At 55.5% G+C, this 16,863-nt stretch carries 15 protein-coding genes; 1 reads left to right on the forward strand and 14 read right to left on the reverse strand.

Annotated features, from left to right (window positions below):
* Nucleotides 1–19: 19 nt before the first annotated feature.
* Nucleotides 20–1,168, reverse strand: a complete 1,149-nt coding sequence (locus AC07ED_RS07250; protein WP_478242011.1) for an amidohydrolase — start codon at nt 1,166–1,168, stop codon at nt 20–22.
* A gap of 98 nt (nt 1,169–1,266) precedes the next feature.
* On the opposite strand from AC07ED_RS07250, the gene AC07ED_RS07255 reads away from it, so the two are divergent.
* Nucleotides 1,267–1,899, forward strand: coding sequence for a glutathione S-transferase (locus AC07ED_RS07255; RefSeq protein ID WP_105235175.1), 633 nt, complete (start codon nt 1,267–1,269; stop codon nt 1,897–1,899).
* A gap of 86 nt (nt 1,900–1,985) precedes the next feature.
* Here the strand turns inward: AC07ED_RS07255 and AC07ED_RS07260 are convergent, their stop codons facing one another.
* The 13 genes from AC07ED_RS07260 to AC07ED_RS07320 form a co-directional block, all read right to left on the reverse strand.
* Nucleotides 1,986–4,772 (reverse strand): bifunctional aconitate hydratase 2/2-methylisocitrate dehydratase, encoded by a 2,787-nt coding sequence (locus AC07ED_RS07260; protein ID WP_105235176.1) that lies wholly within the window; start codon nt 4,770–4,772, stop codon nt 1,986–1,988.
* 194 nt (nt 4,773–4,966) lie between these two features.
* Nucleotides 4,967–5,515, reverse strand: coding sequence for a YaeQ family protein (locus AC07ED_RS07265; protein WP_105235177.1), 549 nt, complete (start codon nt 5,513–5,515; stop codon nt 4,967–4,969).
* Nucleotides 5,516–5,583: 68 nt separating this feature from the next.
* The gene (locus tag AC07ED_RS07270; protein WP_105236355.1) at nt 5,584–5,871 is read right to left on the reverse strand and encodes an SH3 domain-containing protein; all 288 of its coding nucleotides are present in this window, start codon (nt 5,869–5,871) and stop codon (nt 5,584–5,586) included.
* A 135-nt stretch (nt 5,872–6,006) separates the two neighbouring features.
* A complete protein-coding gene (locus AC07ED_RS07275) occupies nt 6,007–7,044 on the reverse strand; it encodes an extracellular solute-binding protein (RefSeq protein WP_105236356.1) in 1,038 nt (345 codons plus the stop codon).
* A 17-nt stretch (nt 7,045–7,061) separates the two neighbouring features.
* Nucleotides 7,062–7,865, reverse strand: a complete 804-nt coding sequence (locus tag AC07ED_RS07280) for an ABC transporter permease (protein ID WP_478242023.1) — start codon at nt 7,863–7,865, stop codon at nt 7,062–7,064.
* 7 nt (nt 7,866–7,872) lie between these two features.
* Nucleotides 7,873–8,793 (reverse strand): ABC transporter permease, encoded by a 921-nt coding sequence (locus AC07ED_RS07285; protein WP_105235179.1) that lies wholly within the window; start codon nt 8,791–8,793, stop codon nt 7,873–7,875.
* Nucleotides 8,793–9,884, reverse strand: coding sequence for an ABC transporter ATP-binding protein (locus AC07ED_RS07290; protein WP_105236357.1), 1,092 nt, complete (start codon nt 9,882–9,884; stop codon nt 8,793–8,795). Before AC07ED_RS07290 ends, AC07ED_RS07285 begins: the two co-directional genes overlap by 1 nt.
* A 205-nt stretch (nt 9,885–10,089) precedes the next feature.
* On the reverse strand, nt 10,090–11,223 hold the full coding sequence (gene argE / locus AC07ED_RS07295; RefSeq protein WP_105235180.1) for an acetylornithine deacetylase: 1,134 nt from the start codon (nt 11,221–11,223) through the stop codon (nt 10,090–10,092).
* Entirely contained in the window at nt 11,220–13,289 is a 2,070-nt protein-coding gene (locus AC07ED_RS07300) for an oxidoreductase (RefSeq protein ID WP_105236358.1), read from the reverse strand. The genes argE and AC07ED_RS07300 overlap by 4 nt, the downstream gene beginning before the upstream one ends.
* A 97-nt stretch (nt 13,290–13,386) precedes the next feature.
* Nucleotides 13,387–14,322: a LysR family transcriptional regulator gene (locus AC07ED_RS07305; protein ID WP_105235181.1), complete on the reverse strand. Its 936-nt coding sequence runs from the start codon at nt 14,320–14,322 to the stop codon at nt 13,387–13,389.
* A 114-nt stretch (nt 14,323–14,436) separates the two neighbouring features.
* Complete coding sequence (locus AC07ED_RS07310; protein ID WP_105235182.1) at nt 14,437–15,111, reverse strand: DUF1028 domain-containing protein; 675 nt, start codon at nt 15,109–15,111, stop codon at nt 14,437–14,439.
* Entirely contained in the window at nt 15,108–15,533 is a 426-nt protein-coding gene (locus tag AC07ED_RS07315; RefSeq protein WP_105235183.1) for a RidA family protein, read from the reverse strand. Before AC07ED_RS07315 ends, AC07ED_RS07310 begins: the two co-directional genes overlap by 4 nt.
* A 1-nt stretch (nt 15,534) precedes the next feature.
* Entirely contained in the window at nt 15,535–16,611 is a 1,077-nt protein-coding gene (locus AC07ED_RS07320; protein ID WP_211096443.1) for an SRPBCC family protein, read from the reverse strand.
* Between the last annotated feature and the right edge of the window lie 252 nt (nt 16,612–16,863).

A 16,863-nucleotide genomic window follows, 5' to 3' on the forward strand; every position in this document is an offset into this window, starting at 1 on the left:
GACTCCAGTAGACAAGATGCTAATAGACCAACTGCTGCAGAGCACGAATAAAGACATTCGCACCTGTTTTGATTAGCTCGTCAGGGAAATCGTAATCGGGGTTGTGAAGTGCGGGCATGTCGGTCCCTGCGCCGAGCAAGAACATCGCCGCGTTCGATATGTGTCCAAACCGCCCAAAATCCTCAGATGCACGCATCGGTAAATACCCTCTGACAGGCATGAGCCCTTCGCTCACGATCGCCGTTTCTAATATCGCTGACGCCTCAGGCGCATTCATACAGTGATGGAAAACATCGTGATAAGTGATCTCAACACCCAGCCCAAATTTAGACGCAGCTGCGGTCACCAATCCCTCTGCCCGCGCTACCAAAGCATCCATGGTCGCGTCTTGTTGCGTACGAAGTGTGACCCAAAGTTCAGCGTGCGCAGGCGCGACGCCAAAGGCCGCTTCGCCGATGCGGACATGTGTCACCGTTGCTAGCGTAAAGCTTGGGTCCTGCGGGCGTCCATGTGTCGCCAACCCTGTCAACGCGGGGATCAATTCAGAAATGGCGAGCGCGGGCGACACCCCTGTTTCAGGTTGGGACGCATGGGCGGTGCGCCCCGTTAAAACAACCTTCATACCACGTGACGCACAAGCCATCGGCCCTACCTCAATCGCGGCATGACCCGTTGGAATGCCAGGCATGTTGTGAAGCGATAGCGCAACATCGGGCGTGATCGCGGCGAATTTCGGGTCGGCGATGACTTTAGCCGCGCCCGATCCGTCCTCTTCGGCGGGTTGGAACAACAGAACCACTCGCCCTTTTTGTGGGCGATTTTCATCGACCCAACGGGCAACCCCAGCCAAAATGGCCATATGCCCATCGTGCCCGCACAAATGTGCAACGCCATCACGAGACGACCTGTGCGGCGCGGTCGATAGCTCTTGGATCGGCAGTGCATCCAATTCGCAGCGCAATAGGACCGTCGGACCAGCCTCACGGCCATTGTAGCAGCCCGCAACACCGTGCCCGCCAAGACCGACGATAATTTCATCTGGCGTCGTCGCTCGCAGCATCTCAACCACTCGAGCCGCCGTTTCCGCCTCCTGCCCCGACAGTTCGGGGTTCCGATGCAGGTCCCGTCGCCATGCTATCAATTCGGTGAAAACGTCGTCGTTGAGCATGTCCATATCTTTCCTTGGGCCGTCCTTGCGCCACACTAACATCAAACCAATGATGCACCACCTAGACCGCGCAACTGATTTCTGGGAATACACACCGCATGACTGATAAACCCATCTTCTGGAATTTTCGCCGTTGCCCCTATGCGATGCGGGCGCGGCTCGCGATTTTGACGGCGGGCGTGACAGTTGAAATCCGCGAAATCCTGCTACGAGATAAACCTGCGGAGTTTTTAGTCACCTCGCCATCGGGCACTGTACCCTGCCTGCGCACGGCTGACGCAATCTATGATGAAAGCCTCGACATTATGGTCTGGGCATTGCAACAGCGTGACCCGAACGGGCTAATGGATATGCCAGAAGATGGTTGGGTATTGATCAAGGCGAACGACGGACCGTTTAAGGCGGCACTTGATCACACCAAATACATCGCGCGCTATCCCGATCTGGACTTGGATACCGAACGCGAGAAGGCATCCGCGCACTTACGGGCATTGGATCGTCAGCTTGCAGGTCAACATTTCCTCTACGGAGATAAGATGACTATCGCGGACCTCGCCATTCTGCCGTTCATTCGACAGTTTGCACATATCGACCGCACTTGGTTCGACGCCCAAAGCTGGACTAATCTCCGCGCTTACCTTGATCGTTTTTTGGCGAGCGATCTCTTTTTGCGGGTTATGGACAAACGGAAGCCGTGGGCTGTTGGGGATGAACCCGTCTATTTCGGCTAAAGGCCCTGAGCCTCAGCTCTACCCGCCCAAACAAACGAAAACGGCCCGCCAAAAGCGGGCCGTTTCTATTTCAAACTCTACTCCGATCAGAAGTGAACGGAGAGTGCGTCCAACGGTGTTTTCGTCGGAACGAATTTGGTCAGGTTGATACCCTTAACAGCTGCTTTGTATTCAGACAGAGTCGGGGTGCGGCCAAGGATCGCCGAGAGCACAACAACAGGAGTCGACGCCAGCAGCGATTCACCTTTCTTGGTGTCGCTGTCAGCTACAACGCGGCCTTGGAACAGGCGGGTCGAAGTGGCGAGAACAGTGTCACCTTTCGCTGCCTTTTCCTGGTTACCCATGCAGAGGTTACAACCCGGACGCTCGAGGTAGAGGATGTTCTCATACTCGGTACGCGCGTTAGCTTTGGGCGCGAGGTCGTTGAATTCAAATCCAGAATACTTCTGGAGAATTTCCCAATCGCCCTCTTCCTTCAGCTCGTCGATGATGTTGTAGGTCGGAGCAGCAACAACAAGCGGAGCTTTGAACTCTACCTTGCCGTTTACTTCTTCGATGTTGCGCAGCATCTGAGCGACGATCTTGATGTCGCCCTTGTGAACCATGCACGAACCGACAAAGCCCAGATCGACCTTTTTCTCTGCACCGTAGTACGAGATCGGACGAATGGTGTCGTGGGTGTAACGCTTGGACACATCAGCGTTGTTCACATCAGGGTCAGCGATCATCGGCTCGTCGATGATGTCGAGATCGACAACAACCTCAGCGAAGTATTTTGCGTTCGCATCAGGTTTCAGCGCCGGTTTCTCGCCCGAACGGATCTCAGCGATACGCTTGTCAGCGATTGCGATCAGGTTCGCGAGCATACCGCTCTCTTGATCCATACCCTTGTCGATCATGATCTGGATGCGGTGTTTCGCGATTTCCAGCGATTCAATCAGGGTCTCGTCATCAGAGATACAGATCGACGCTTTCGCCTTCATCTCTGCAGTCCAGTCGGTGAAGGTGAACGCTTGGTCTGCGAGCAAGGTACCGATGTGCACTTCGATGACACGGCCTTGGAATACGTTGTCGCCGCACTGCTTCAGCATCTGCTGTTGCGTCGCGTGAACAACATCACGGAAATCCATGTATTCGACCATCGAACCTTTGAAGGTGACTTTGACCGACTCTGGGATCGGCATCGACGCCTCACCTGTTGCAAGAGCCAGAGCCACAGTGCCCGAGTCCGCACCGAATGCGACGCCTTTGGACATACGCGTGTGGCTGTCGCCGCCGATGATGATCGCACGATCATCAACGGTGATGTCGTTGAGAACCTTGTGAATAACGTCAGTCATCGGGTGGTAGACACCCTTCGGGTCACGACCGGTTACGAGACCGAATTTGTTCATGAAGCTCATCAGGCGCGGAATGTTGTCCTGTGCCTTCTTGTCCCAAACCGATGCAGTGTGGCAGCCCGACTGATACGCGCCGTCAACGTTCGGCGAGATCACGGTTGCAGCCATCGCTTCGAGTTCCTGAGCCGTCATCGGGCCAGTGGTGTCTTGCGAACCAACAATGTTGACCTTCACGCGAACGTCGGAACCAGCGTGCAGAACCTTGCCCGGAGTGACGCCAACAGCGTTCGCGTTAAAGATTTTCTCAACAGCGGTGAGGCCTTGACCTTCGTGGCTGATTTCTTTGGACGGAGCAAAGACAACAGGTGCCTCAACGCCGAGGATATCAGCAGCAACAGTCTGAAGTTTCTTACCGAAAACGATGGCGTAAGAGCCGCCAGCTTTCATGAACTCGACTTTTTGCGGTGTGAAGGAGGAGGACAGATCAACCAACTCTTCGCCGTTTTCGTCGTAGAGTTTCTTTTTCTTGGTGTTGATCTTGAGGACCTTACCAGTTTCGACCGAATACTTCTGCTCGAGCAGCGGATTGCCGTCGTTGCCGAGGATCGGTTTACCGTCTTCGTCCAGCTTCTTAACCCAGTTCTTGAGGTCGAGGCCGATACCGCCGGTCACGCCGACAGTGGTCAAGAAGATCGGCGAGATGCCGTTGGTGCCAGCGACAACAGGTGCGATGTTCACGAACGGCACGTAAGGCGATGCTTGCTTACCAGTCCACAGTGCGACGTTGTTCACGCCAGACATACGCGACGAACCAACGCCCATCGTGCCCTTTTCAGCGATCATCATGACGCGCTTGCCAGGGTGCTGGAGTTTCAGCTCTTCGATGTGTTTCTGTGCCGCTTCATCGCACATGCATTTGCCGTGCAGTTCGCGGTCAGCGCGCGAGTGCGCTTGGTTACCCGGCGACAGAAGGTCGGTCGAAATGTCGCCCTCAGCAGCAACAAAGGTCACGACTTCGATTTCTTCTTCGATCTCAGGCAGACGGGTGAAGAATTCAGCGTTTGCGTAGCTTTTCAAAATGTCGGTCGCAACAGCGTTGCCAGCCGCATGAGCCGCTTTCAGACGATCAGTGTCAGCCTCGTAGAGGAACACTTGGGTTTTCAGAACTTCCGCGGCGGATTCAGCAATTGCCTGATCATCGCCGAGCGCGAGGTCAAGCAAAACCTTAACCGAAGGGCCGCCCTTCATGTGCGACAGCAGTTCGAACGCGAATGCGGTGTCGATCTCGGCAACGGTTGCTTGACCGAGGATGATCTCTTTGAGGAACTCAGCCTTAACGCCAGCGGCGCTCGTGGTGCCGGGGAGCGTGTTGTAGATGAAGTATTTCAAGGAATCGGCGCGGTGCGCGTTGTTGACGTCCTTGATCTGCTCGATGATTTCGGCAGTCAGAGCGCCATCATCGATCGGCTTGGGGCTAAGCCCCTGCGCTTTGCGGGCTTCGATCTCTTCGAGGTAGCTGGCATAGAGGCTCATTGGTATCTCCGGTGGAAGACTATCTATTTCATGTCTGCGCGACGGCGAAAAACCGACCCCGCGCCGTATTGTGCACAATTGTATACAAATCAAATCGCAGATGCAAGATAGGCGACTGCAACGAATGCACCAATTTGTCGGCAACCTGCCATAGAGGGTGCCCTAAGGGCAACTGTGGCATCTCGTACCGCGCGTCAGTTCAACGCTGATTTCAGTGTCGTCGGTGTGACGTAAACGATCTGATCGCCAACGCTGACCATCACATCACCGTCTTGAATATTCACCTGCAGCTTCATCGACCGATCCGCGAGGCCCGCAAGTTCGTTCGTCGACTGTTCAGACAACGACATGACCTGAAGGTTATCAAACCGACTGGTGCTGTTTTGGATCTTATCCCACCAGACATCCGCAGTTCTACCGCCGTAGGTGTAGATCACGACCTTTTGTGCCTTAGCGCAGGATTGACGCACAACCTTATCGCTCGGCAAACCGAGGGCGATCCACAGCTGAAGTTCATCACTTAGGCTCTTTTGCCAGATATCGGGTTCATCGTCGGTCGAAATCCCTTTGGTCATCTCTAGCTGCTCATGCGCGTTCAGAGCAAAAGCTAAGAGACGCACCATCATCCGCTCATCCGTTTCCGAAGGGTGTTTGGCAATGGTGAGTTTATGCGTCTCGTAATAGTGACGATCCATGTCAGAGACAGAGAGTTCAACTTTATAGATGGTAGCTTTCTGCGCCATGGCCGCCCCCGAAATTGAATCCTAGGGCTGCGTAAAGCCTCTGGCGCCAATGTGAAAGCAGATAACGATCAATAGGTGCTCAGGTAGTCAGCAGAGACATACCCCGAAACCCCAATCCCCGACGCAAGGGACACGTGGCACCAACGCTGACCAACTTCGGTCACGCACTCATGCTGATTGAGAACTGTCCCGTCTGGCAGACCCATAATGATCTCATAGCCCAACCCCGGACCTGCCCGCAGTTTGAGCATATCGTTGGCACCAACGCCGTTCACCACAGCGCGGCTCCCCACGACCGAGGAACAGCCTGCTAGGACACCAAGCCCGACGACGATTTTTGCAATAGTGCTGCGCATCATATCCTCACATCTTTTTCGGTAATGATGCACGAAAGGAACCAGAGGTCCAACCTACGAACGGCACATATCAAGGGATTTCCGCGGTCTCAAAGTAAAAGGCCCCCTGATCGCTAAATCAGAGGGCCGAACGATTTAGTTCTTCAGGTCAGTCCAGATACGGTCGTAGATTTCCTGAACCTGCTGATCGCAAACCTCAATGAACACACCTGGGCCAGCGTCTGCGGGCGGGTTGGATTCAGGTTGGCTGGCGAGCGTGGGGTCAAGGTATGGCGCGACGCCATCCACACCCGCGACATAACGTGCGTAGTTCGACACAGCCGCGATGTTTTCAGGCTCTAGCAGGAAGTCCATAAACTTGATCGCGTTTGCGCGGTTCGGCGCGTCTTTCAACAGAACCACGTTGTCCATCCAGACGACATACCCTTCACGCGGGAACGCGTATTCAATCGGTGCGCCCTCTTCGCGGGCTTTGGCGCCGAAACCGTCGTAGATCTGTCCAACAGCCGCATCACCAGACACGAGCACTTCTTTCGCAGTGTCAGAGTTGAACGAGGCCCAGTGCCCCTTGGCCGTTTGCAACATGTCGTTCAGCGCCTTGAGCTGGTCACGGTCGCTCGAACATTGCGGGATACCGAGGTGAAGTGCCGCCATCGCCATCACTTCGCCCTGACTGTCGAGCATGTTGATTTTGCCCGACAACTCAGCGGGCGGATCAAAGAGGATCGACGTGGTGTTGATGTCACCCGCATATACATCGCGGTTCACCGCAAAAGAGGTAGACCCCCACTGATACGGGATCGAATGCATACGACCGGGATCAAAGCTTGGGTCCGACCACTGAGGCAGGATACTCCCCTTATTCGCCAGTTCCCCATCGGCTACGGTATCGAGCAACCCCTCGCCCGCCATGATCTGCACCATGTAGTCACCAGGCACAGCAACGTCATAGGTGCCCATCGCACCAGCCTTGAGCGCCGCAAGAAGCGCCTCGTTGCTGTCGTAAGTGTCCATGATGATTTCGACATCATTCTCAGCGGCGAATTTGTCGAGCAGCTCTTGTGGGATGTATTCAAACCAGTGGTAAATAACCAGCTGCCCCTCAGCCAGCGCAGCCCCTGCAGTGACAGTCAGTGCTGCAGCCGCCACTGTCGATTTGATGATGGACTTCATAACAACCTCCATGTTGTTCATTTATTGTTGTCCCTTCGGCTAATGAACCAAGAGAGCGTGACCATCACCACCGACACCCCAAGGAGCATCGTGGAAATAGCCATGATGTTGGGCTTTATGCCCTGTTTCACCGATCCGAAGATCGCTGTTGGCAGGGTTTCAACCCCTGCACCTTTTACGAAATTGGTGATGATGAAATCGTCGAGCGATACGATGAACGCAAGCAACCAGCCCGAAATAATCCCCGGCATCATCAACGGGAGCAGCACACGGGTGAACGCCTTGGCGCGGGTCGCATAAAGGTCCATTGCGGCTTGTTCATAGGTCGCCTCGATCCCTTGCATTCGTGCCGAGATCGGCAAGTAGGCGAACGGAATGCAAAACGCGATGTGGGCCAAGAGGATGGTGATCAAACCACGGTCGACGCCGATTGCGTTGAAAAAAATCAGCGTTGCGACCGCCGTCACGATCTCTGGCACCATCAGCGGCAATGAGATCAGACCAAACGACGCGGTCCGTAGCTTGAACCGTCCGCCCCGAAGGATCGCAGTCGCCGCAAAGGTTGCCATCACCGTCGATGTACTCGCCGCGATCAGCGCGATGACGAAACTGTTCCGTGCTGCGATTTTGAATTTCTCGCTCTCCGCACCGGTAAAGACCTCTGCGTACCAGCGTAGCGAAACGCCCTCCCAGTTGGTGATCGAGACGGAGTCGTTGAAGCTGTAGACCGTGACGACCAACAACGGCGCGTAAAGGATAAACAGGCAGAAAATCGTGATCGCCTTGAAGCTGGGATACTGGCGTAGATCATAGCTCTTCATTGCCATGTCATTTCTCCCCTTTCGCCTGCTGCCGCGCAGAAATCAAAAGAATGACCATCACCAAGGTCAAAAGGATCATCGACGCCGCAGCCCCGAACGGCCAGTTGCCCGCGTTCCCTTTGAACTGCTCTTCGATCAGGGACCCGATCATAAAGTTCTTCGCACCGCCCAAGAGATCAGGCGCAAGGAACGACCCGAGCGACGGAACAAAGACGAGGATGCAGCCCGCAACGATGCCGGGTTTGACCGAGGGCAAGAGGATGCGCCGCAACACGGTCCACCGTGTGGCGTAGAGGTCTGCAGCGGCCTCGGACAAGGCAAAGTTATAGCGTTCGACAGCGGCATAGATCGGCAGCACCATGAACGGCAGGTAGGAATAGAACAGCCCCAATTGCACAGCAAAGTTTGTGTTCACGATCGCCAATGGTTCCGACAGAAGCCCCGAACCGACGAGCAGGTCATTCAGAGGCCCCTGATCCCGCAGCAAAAACTTCATCGAAACGGTGCGGATCAAGAGGTTCACCCAATAGGGAATGGTGACCAAGAACACCCAGATCGCGCGCTCTTTCTCGGGCCTAGTAGCGATGAAATAAGCCGTGGGAAACCCGATAGCGAGGCTCATCAGCGTTGCCACGCCCGCCTGCCAAATCGACCGCCAAAAGATCGAAATGTAGGTCCACTGGAGGACGGGTGGATCGTCCCCAAACAGCCCGCGATCAAAGAAGAACTGGTCGTAGGCCGAGAGTGTGAACTCCCAGATCACACCGCCACGGAATTCTTTGGTCAGGAAGGAATAGACCATCATCATTGAGACAGGCGCGAGAACGAGGATGGTCAGCGTCACCCATGACGGCAAAAGCAGCCAATACCGCGCGGGTGCAAATGTTTCGCTCTGCGACGAACCGCCCGTGCTTGCCCCACCCGCCATCAGTCAGTCAGGAGGCGGCCTGCCCCCTGCTCCATATTGACGACGACCTCTGCACCAATATCAAACACGCGCGAATTGCCACGCGACGAGTTCGAGGCGCGAATGGTAAAGTCTGGTCCCTCGTTCAGCGCGACGATGGTGGTGATATCCGTCCCGATAAAAATATTCTCGCGCACGGTGCCCTTGAACCCTTCGGCGGCCATCGGTTCTTCAGAAAGATAGAGCCGTTCGGGTCGCATCGACATATGCACCTTATCGCCCGCTTTGACGCCTTCGACCGCGTCACAAATCAAGGCATGACCACCGCCCAAATGACATCTAGCCTGCCCCTCCGCGACCGCGTCAACAGTGACCTCAATCAGGTTCGTGTCCCCGATGAAATCCGCGACAAAACGGTTTTTGGGCCGCTCATAAATCTCTCGCGCATCGCCAAGTTGTTGCAGTTCACCTGAAGACATCACCGCGATACGATCCGACATAGTTAGGGCTTCTTCTTGGTCGTGGGTGACAAAGATAAAAGTAATCCCCGTTTCGCGCTGAAGATGTTTGAGTTCCAACTGCATGGCTTTGCGCAGCTTGAGATCGAGCGCCGACAATGGCTCGTCCAGCAACAACACCTTCGGCTGCGGCGCCAAGGCCCTCGCAAGGGCCACACGTTGCTGCTGCCCGCCAGACAATTGCGATGGCTTGCGCGACGAAAACTGGCTCAGCTGAACCATCTCAAGCACTTCACCCGCCCGTTTTCGTGCTTCGGATTTGGACCGCCCAAGCATCTCAAGCCCAAACCCCACATTGTCCAAGACTGTCATATGCGGAAACAGAGCGTAGTTCTGGAACACCGTATTCACGGGTCGTTTGTGCGGCGGCAACGCGGCAATCGGTTCACCGAACAGCGCAATGGACCCTTCGGTCACATCCTCAAAGCCAGCGATCATTCGCAAAAGCGTGGTTTTACCGCAGCCCGACGGACCCAGCAGCGTGAAAAATTCATTATCATGGATAGAAAGCGAGACACGCTTTAGCGCAGTAAAATCACCATACACTTTAACGGCGTCGCGAACATCGACGGCAATTGGTCGATCAGAATGCAATTGCACGGCCCCCCGATTTGGTCCTGCTCAATACAGTTAGACTATGGAGGGAATCCCAGTTTCCCTAATAACGGTGTGCCACAGCAGTCATTAGGTTTAGACTAAGATACATAGTTTCTGTGGATTTGATCAAAACCAATGCGGCCACTGATTAGCATAGACAGTTAATTGAGCTCGCCGCTCATAATTTGCGCAGGTCAAAAACCTAAACGAGGTCCTCTAGCAATCGCAGCAACATCGCATCACAGGCCTCTAGCTCGGATGTCAGGATATACTCATCCGCTTTATGTCCTTGCCCTTCCATCGATCCGGGGCCGCACACAACGGTCGGAATACCGATGGCATCGAAGAACCCAGCCTCTGTTCCGTAGGCCACCTTTGTGACGCCGTTTTTACCGCTGATCCGCTGCATGAATTTCACGCAGTCCGCATCGGGCTTCACATCTAGACCCGGATAAGAGGTCAAACCATCAATTTCGACGACCGCGCCCTTATGATCCTGTTCGACCTGAGCAACCAGCGCCGCCAAGTCGGCCTCGAAATCCTCTATACGATCTGCCGCCAAATACCTGATTTCGAATAAGAGTTCAGCCACATCTGGCACGATATTCAGCGCTGTTCCGCCCGTAAGCTTACCCACATGGACGGTCGAATAAGGAACGGTATAGTCATCATCCACGACGCCAGACCCCGCGAATTTCGCTTGCAAGGATCGAAGCCCCGAGATCAGATCAGTCGCCACATAAATCGCGTTCACGAACTTCGGCGCGAGTGCGGAATGGCCCGCCTCACCGCGACAAACGGCGCGGTAGCTCTTTTTCCCTTTGTGCCCAATCGCCACATCGAGCGAGGTCGGCTCGCCCACGATACAAACGCGCGGCGTCCCGATCAAAGGACGCAACGCTTCGATCATTCGCCCCATCCCAACGCAACCGATTTCCTCGTCATAGGAAATCACCAGCTTGATCGGGGCCTTTAGATCGGCCCCAGCAGCCACTTCGGCAAATGCCAAAACAGAAGCGAGGAACCCCTTCATATCAGTGGTCCCGCGCCCGTAGAGCCGCCCGTCCTCTTCGGTCAGTTCAAACGGAGGCCGCGTCCAGTTTTGCCCTTCAACAGGCACCACATCTGTGTGCGCAGACAAAACAACGCCGTCACCTTCGGGGCCGATCTCGGCATAGAGCCCTGCCTTAGGTTCATCGGGGTCGGAGATCCGCGTCACACGAAACCCGAGCGCGGCTAAGTGCGCTTCGATCCAATCAATGATCGCTAAATTGGACTTTGCGCTGACCGTGTCGAACGCAACCAACTCGCGCAGGATTTCAATGGTGCGGCTCACAAATCACCCAATGCAGTTACTTCACGGCGGAACGGTAACGCGTCGCCAATATCTTCACCATCCAGCTCACGGGCATAGCGGTGCCCCGCATAGGTCGACCACGCGATCGGCCCCGGCGCTTCAGCGTCCCCGATAATCTTGACGGTCTTGATCCCAGCGTCCGCCCATTCCGATTTACGCGCCATGAGGTCATGGAACAGTTGATCGTTCGGTATCCGCGATGCGACCATCACAACCGCCTCTGCGTCGAATTCTGTGATTTGATCGGTGTAGGTGCAGTTCGTCTGAACGGTGCCCGAGGTGATCCCGACGACCCCACGATTCAGAATAATCTGAACACCCATATTCGCGAGACGGCGATGGATGGTGTGTTGTTCCAGCGTGTTCACCGTCCAATCGGACAAATAGGCCGATGGGGTCACGATGGTGACATCGCAGCCTTTGGACTGCAAAAGCTCTGCAATGACGCCGCCCATATAGTAGTGATCATCATCGTAGATCACGACCTTACCGCTAGGGAGAGTGCCGGCCATAATGTCGTCTGGTGTAAAGATCGGCATCGCGGCGTCCATCGCGAACGGAACGACATGCTGGCGACTGACCCCATCGCGGCGCCATGTACTCCCCGTGGCGATGCAGACGTTTTCAAACCCGAACTCTAGGATGCTCTCGGCATCGAGTGCGCTGTCAAAATAGGTTTCGACGTTGGGCTTTTGGCTGATCTGATATTCCCGATAGTCAGCCACGCGTCCCCATGCGGACAACCCCGGCAGCAGACGTTCCTTGGCCACGCGCCCGCCCAAAACCGTTCCAGCTTCGGCGAGCGCCACATCATACCCGCGTTCCGCCAAAGCGCGCGTCGCCTCTAACCCCGCAGGTCCCGCACCGACGACGAGAACGGATTTGCTGTCACCTTTTGCGTTCATCCGCTCTGGGTGCCAGCCTTTGCGCCATTCCTCCATAAACGTGGGGTTCTGCGTGCAGCGGCTGATCGACATGGTCATGTCGCCCGTAATGCAGATATTGCAGCCAATACATTCGCGAATGTCTTCGATCCGCCCTTCCATAATCTTGTTCGGCAGGAATGGGTCAGCGATTGACGGACGCGCGCACCCAATCGCATCAAGCGTGCCCGATTTAATCATCCGCGCCATCACATCGGGCGATGTAAACCGCCCGACCCCTACAACAGGTTTGGACGACAACTCTCTGATACCTTTAACCAAAACTTCTTGCGCGGCTTCTTCTTTGAACCGCGAAGGACCCGAGCAATCCTCCCATGTGCCATGCGCCAAATCCCAAAGGTCAGGCAGATCCTTGTTCATCTCAACAAAGTCACGCACCTCGGCGTTTGAAAATCCAAGGTCACCAATCGTTTCATCCAGCGAGACGCGCAGCGTGATCCCCATCGTATCACCCACCGCATCCCGCATGTCAGCGATGACCTCCCGCGCAAAACGGGAACGATTTTCGAGGCTACCACCGTATTCGTCGTCTCGCATATTGGTCGCGCGGCTGAGGAAGTGTTGGAAAATCCCGAACCCATGCGCCCCGTAGAGGCAGATCAGATCGAAACCCGCGATCTTGGCCCGTTTGGCGGCATTCACGAACCAACGGCGCAGATCCTTGATCTCGTCCTTATAAAGCGCGCGGGCCTGCACGGGATCATTGGTGAACGTGCGGATCGGACCAGCGGAAACGGCCAGCGGGACCTCTTTGGTATAAAGGTTCGGCCCGTTGATCCCAGAATAAGCCAGCTGAATACCAGCGAGGGCACCGTGCTCTTTCATTTTGTCGGCCATGCGGGCCAACATTGGGATGTCTTTGTCCTCCCACAGGCGTAATTCGATGAAGGGCGTGATTTCCGAAGTATGGTGCATCTCGGTCTGCTCGGTGAAAATCACACCCCAGCCGCCCTCGGATTTAATCCCCCGCATTGCCGCCGCCGCAGAAGGGTCGCGATATCCCCCGCCGTTACAGTGCGGCACCTGATAGAACCTGTTTTTGGCCGTAACAGGTCCGATTGTCAGAGGTTCAAAGAGAATATCGTAACGGGGATCGCGCAATTTCAGCTCCATTTCGGACTATGGACGGATCGTAACAAACAGCCCGCCCTGACCAAGTCCACGCTGCGAAATCATTGGTTAGGCAGCCGCTAAGACTTCACACCAGAGGCAAGCCACCAATTTGCGACAACCGACCATCGCGCACCATCCCAATGGCGTAATCAATGAATGCACGCACCGCGTTTGAACGGTGAACGTCCTGCGCGATCAAAAGCCCCATCCGCATCGGACGCACTGGCCCCGTGATCGGCACGCATTTCACGTAGTTCCCATCTGGCGAGGTATGGCTGAGCGGGCGGACGTTTGCGATGGAATACCCAAAGCCGTTCCCAACCATCGACCTCATCACTGCCATGTCGCGCGTACGTTCAGCGATCACTGGCTTTTCCCCGATTTCATCAAAGAACGACAGGAAGTAGTCGGAACTCAGCGGCAGATCGAGCAGCACCATGGGGTGCTTGAGCAAGTCTTCGATAGTGACGCTGTCTTGCCCGACCAAGGGATGGTTTTCCCCCATCAGAGCGATGGGTGGCAGTTTGAGAAGCGGCGTGAACTGGAGGTCAGCAGGCAGGCCGAGATCATAGGTCAAAGCCACATCAATCTCAGATCGACGTAGCGCACTGAACAGTTCGACTTGGTTCATTTCGTGCTGGCGCATTTTCACGTCATCATAGGTCGTTTCGAACCCACGCCGCAGGGATGGCAGGACCAACTGTGCAAAGGTCACCAGACACCCAACCGTCAACGGACCGCGGACGGACCCTGTGATCTCGCCCGCGATGTCCATCAGTGCACCCGCCTCACGCAGCACGATACGGGCTTGATCCATCATCTGGCGTCCCGCTTGGGTCAGAGAGAGGCCCTGCGCGTGCTGTCGCACAAACAACGGCAAGCCAAATTCGGCCTCAAGCTGTGTGATCGCAGCGGAAATCGACGGCGATGAAACGTTGATACGTTCAGAGGCCCGCGCGATGCTTCCTGCTTCTCCGACAGCGACGAAATACTCGATCTGCCGAAGGGTATACCTCAACATTTTAATTCCTCGCCTGACCCAGACGCACAAGCATTGACCATGATCCCCTTGGTTTTCAAGGAAGAACACCGCCGCGCCTTCGCAATCTGTCCAACTGCCTGTTATTTAGGCCGCTTATTCGTCGCCCGGCACGCCGTATGACGGCGCCTCGCGTGGGTCGAGGGCGCGTTGGATATAGGCGTCGAGTTGCGGCTTATAGATGTCCCAAGCGGTCGCGATAGCCTCGATCGGGCAACCCTCGGTCCAATCACACCTGAGGTCCGCAACAGGCCACGAGACCTTATCCACGATCTTCATGCCTGCGGAATGGACGGGACCAGCTTCACCGCCCGCGGCAAGTCCTGCCCGCATCGCAGCGATCAGCCGATCCCCCAGATGCCCCTCTGCCGCGAGGAACCCATCGACAATTGCCTGAGGAACACCGCTATTGCCCAAAAGGTTACCGCCAGAAGCAACGTTTTCCGCCTGCGCTTCGGACCAAATGCCCAGCGCATTGGGGCCAGAATGAATTGCGGTGCGTCCCATCGCATCGACCATGAGAACTTGTCGGTATTCGATGAAGGCACCGTTCTGGCGAATACGTTCGAGCGCGTCTGGCGCGGACAGCCCCTGTCCCATCAGTTCTAGCCCCAGAGGCCCCAATGTCGGGTCGGTCACGTTCTGCGACGCGACAGCCCCGACGCCCGCCTGTGCATAGGAACAACGAGCCGCGACGGCGGGCGAAGAGGATGAAATGGCGACGCCGAACATTCCCGTCTCAGCGCAGCGAGCAACAAGTGAGAACGTCATGCCTCGTCATCCGGAATAACGGCGGTTGCATCAATTTCAACGAGCCAATCAGGCCGCGCTAAGGCTGTCACAACAAGCCCCGTCGAGACAGGAAACACGCCACGAATGTATTCGCCCATGGTGCGATAGACGGCCTCGCGGTGGCGGACATCGGTGATATAGACGACCACCTTTACCAGATGCTCCATCGTGCCACCCGCTTCTTCGATCAGCTGTTTGATGTTTTGCATGACCTTATGGGTTTGCTCCGCTGGATCGTGGCTTTCGATGTTCTTCGCATCATCAAGGTTCTGCGGACATTGGCCGCGCATCCAAACGGTCCGACCACCACGCGTTACGACGGCTTGGCACAGGTCATTGTCGAGGTTCTGCTCGGGATAGGTTTCTTTGGTATTGAATTTGCGAATACGCGTGTGGGCCATTTCAGTCTCCGCTCGATGCCCGACCCGTTTCGATACGGGACATAAGATAAGTAGCAAAATCGTAGTTAGGTCGCTCTAGGTGGCTCAGGTGCCCCGGACGGGCGAGGTCTGAACACAGGCCACGATAGACCTTTTCTGTGCAACCGCGATCCTCAATATTCACGTCGTCCAACAATGCCTTCAGAGCGGCAAAGTGGTCTTGAACAGATGGATCATCCTTAAAGTCATCCGACATACCCCCGCCAAAGCGAATATGCACTTGCCCCGGCCCTTTGGGGTGCAGGGAGAGATACCAAAAATACCCGGGCGTTAGCGTGATCAGCAGACTAGGATAAATCGCCAAGAGATAGGTCGTCCGACGTTCCTCACCTTTGAGACGGTCATTTGACGGATGCGCCATTGCGATGGTCAGGGATTCATCCTTGAGGATCGTATGGTAGTTGAACGCGGGCAATCCAGGTGGGCAGATCATATCCTCTAGCTTGGACAGTCCCCCAATCGTTCCTGCATGACAGACAGGCAAGTGGTAGCTTTCCATGAAGTTCTCAGCGAGGACTTTCCAGTTGGTGTCCCAAACGTGCTCTTCGTAGAAGGCCTCTGTGTAGGCTTCCATGTTATAGCCTGCGAGCATCGCGTCGAGATCGGATAGAGCCTCGGCAACTGGGGCCGCATCAGGGTCGAGGTTTACGAAGACCCACCCGTTCCATTCCTCACACCGAACATTCGGCAAGGCGTATGCGTCTTTGCAGAACCCTTCGTTCAGGGTCATCGCAGGCGCGCCCCGCAGTTTGCCATCCAGATTGTAGGTCCACGCATGATAGGGGCAGACGATAAGCTTTGCATTTCCCCGATCCTCAAGGAGCGTCGACATACGGTGAAGACACACATTCGACAGTGCCTTTAGGTCACCATCACGGTCCCGAATGACAACGATCTGCTGACCCGCCAATTCACAGGTCGCATAGTCCCCTGCATTGCCCAGCGCCGATGCACGGCCCAAGCAATACCAATCCTTGCGAAAGATGTGGGTGAGCTCTTCGGCTAGAAAGGCGTCCGAGGTGTAGACAGACGTGGGCATAGCGCGTGCGTTTTCAAACGGCACGGATACAGACTGCCGGAGTTCCTCAACAGGATCTATTGGACTGTCTTTTGCCACGACTGACACCTCTTTCGTCGCTACCAGACAAACATGCGCCTCTGCATCGGCAAGTGAAAGAAATGGACTACCTTACCAGCGCTTAGCCTCGCTCTAAGCGGCGTTAGTCCGATCAAAAGCAAAGCTTCATCAAAACATGTTTTTAGTTCGCCAAATCCTACCCCTAGGGTCGGG

This window comes from Aestuarium zhoushanense (genome assembly GCF_056431045.1).

What these genes read in the sequence shown, in the direction of transcription:
- AC07ED_RS07275 (WP_105236356.1), bottom strand. Translation starts at nt 7,044, where the DNA reads ATGAAGTCCATCATCAAATCGACAGTGGCGGCTGCAGCACTGACTGTC.
- AC07ED_RS07270 (WP_105236355.1), bottom strand. Translation starts at nt 5,871, where the DNA reads ATGCGCAGCACTATTGCAAAAATCGTCGTCGGGCTTGGTGTCCTAGCA.
- AC07ED_RS07320 (WP_211096443.1), bottom strand. Translation starts at nt 16,611, where the DNA reads ATGCCCACGTCTGTCTACACCTCGGACGCCTTTCTAGCCGAAGAGCTC.
- AC07ED_RS07250 (WP_478242011.1), bottom strand. Translation starts at nt 1,168, where the DNA reads ATGCTCAACGACGACGTTTTCACCGAATTGATAGCATGGCGACGGGAC.
- AC07ED_RS07315 (WP_105235183.1), bottom strand. Translation starts at nt 15,533, where the DNA reads ATGGCCCACACGCGTATTCGCAAATTCAATACCAAAGAAACCTATCCC.
- AC07ED_RS07265 (WP_105235177.1), bottom strand. Translation starts at nt 5,515, where the DNA reads ATGGCGCAGAAAGCTACCATCTATAAAGTTGAACTCTCTGTCTCTGAC.
- AC07ED_RS07280 (WP_478242023.1), bottom strand. Translation starts at nt 7,865, where the DNA reads ATGAAGAGCTATGATCTACGCCAGTATCCCAGCTTCAAGGCGATCACG.
- AC07ED_RS07260 (WP_105235176.1), bottom strand. Translation starts at nt 4,772, where the DNA reads ATGAGCCTCTATGCCAGCTACCTCGAAGAGATCGAAGCCCGCAAAGCG.
- AC07ED_RS07305 (WP_105235181.1), bottom strand. Translation starts at nt 14,322, where the DNA reads ATGTTGAGGTATACCCTTCGGCAGATCGAGTATTTCGTCGCTGTCGGA.
- AC07ED_RS07255 (WP_105235175.1), top strand. Translation starts at nt 1,267, where the DNA reads ATGACTGATAAACCCATCTTCTGGAATTTTCGCCGTTGCCCCTATGCG.
- AC07ED_RS07285 (WP_105235179.1), bottom strand. Translation starts at nt 8,793, where the DNA reads ATGGCGGGTGGGGCAAGCACGGGCGGTTCGTCGCAGAGCGAAACATTT.
- AC07ED_RS07310 (WP_105235182.1), bottom strand. Translation starts at nt 15,111, where the DNA reads ATGACGTTCTCACTTGTTGCTCGCTGCGCTGAGACGGGAATGTTCGGC.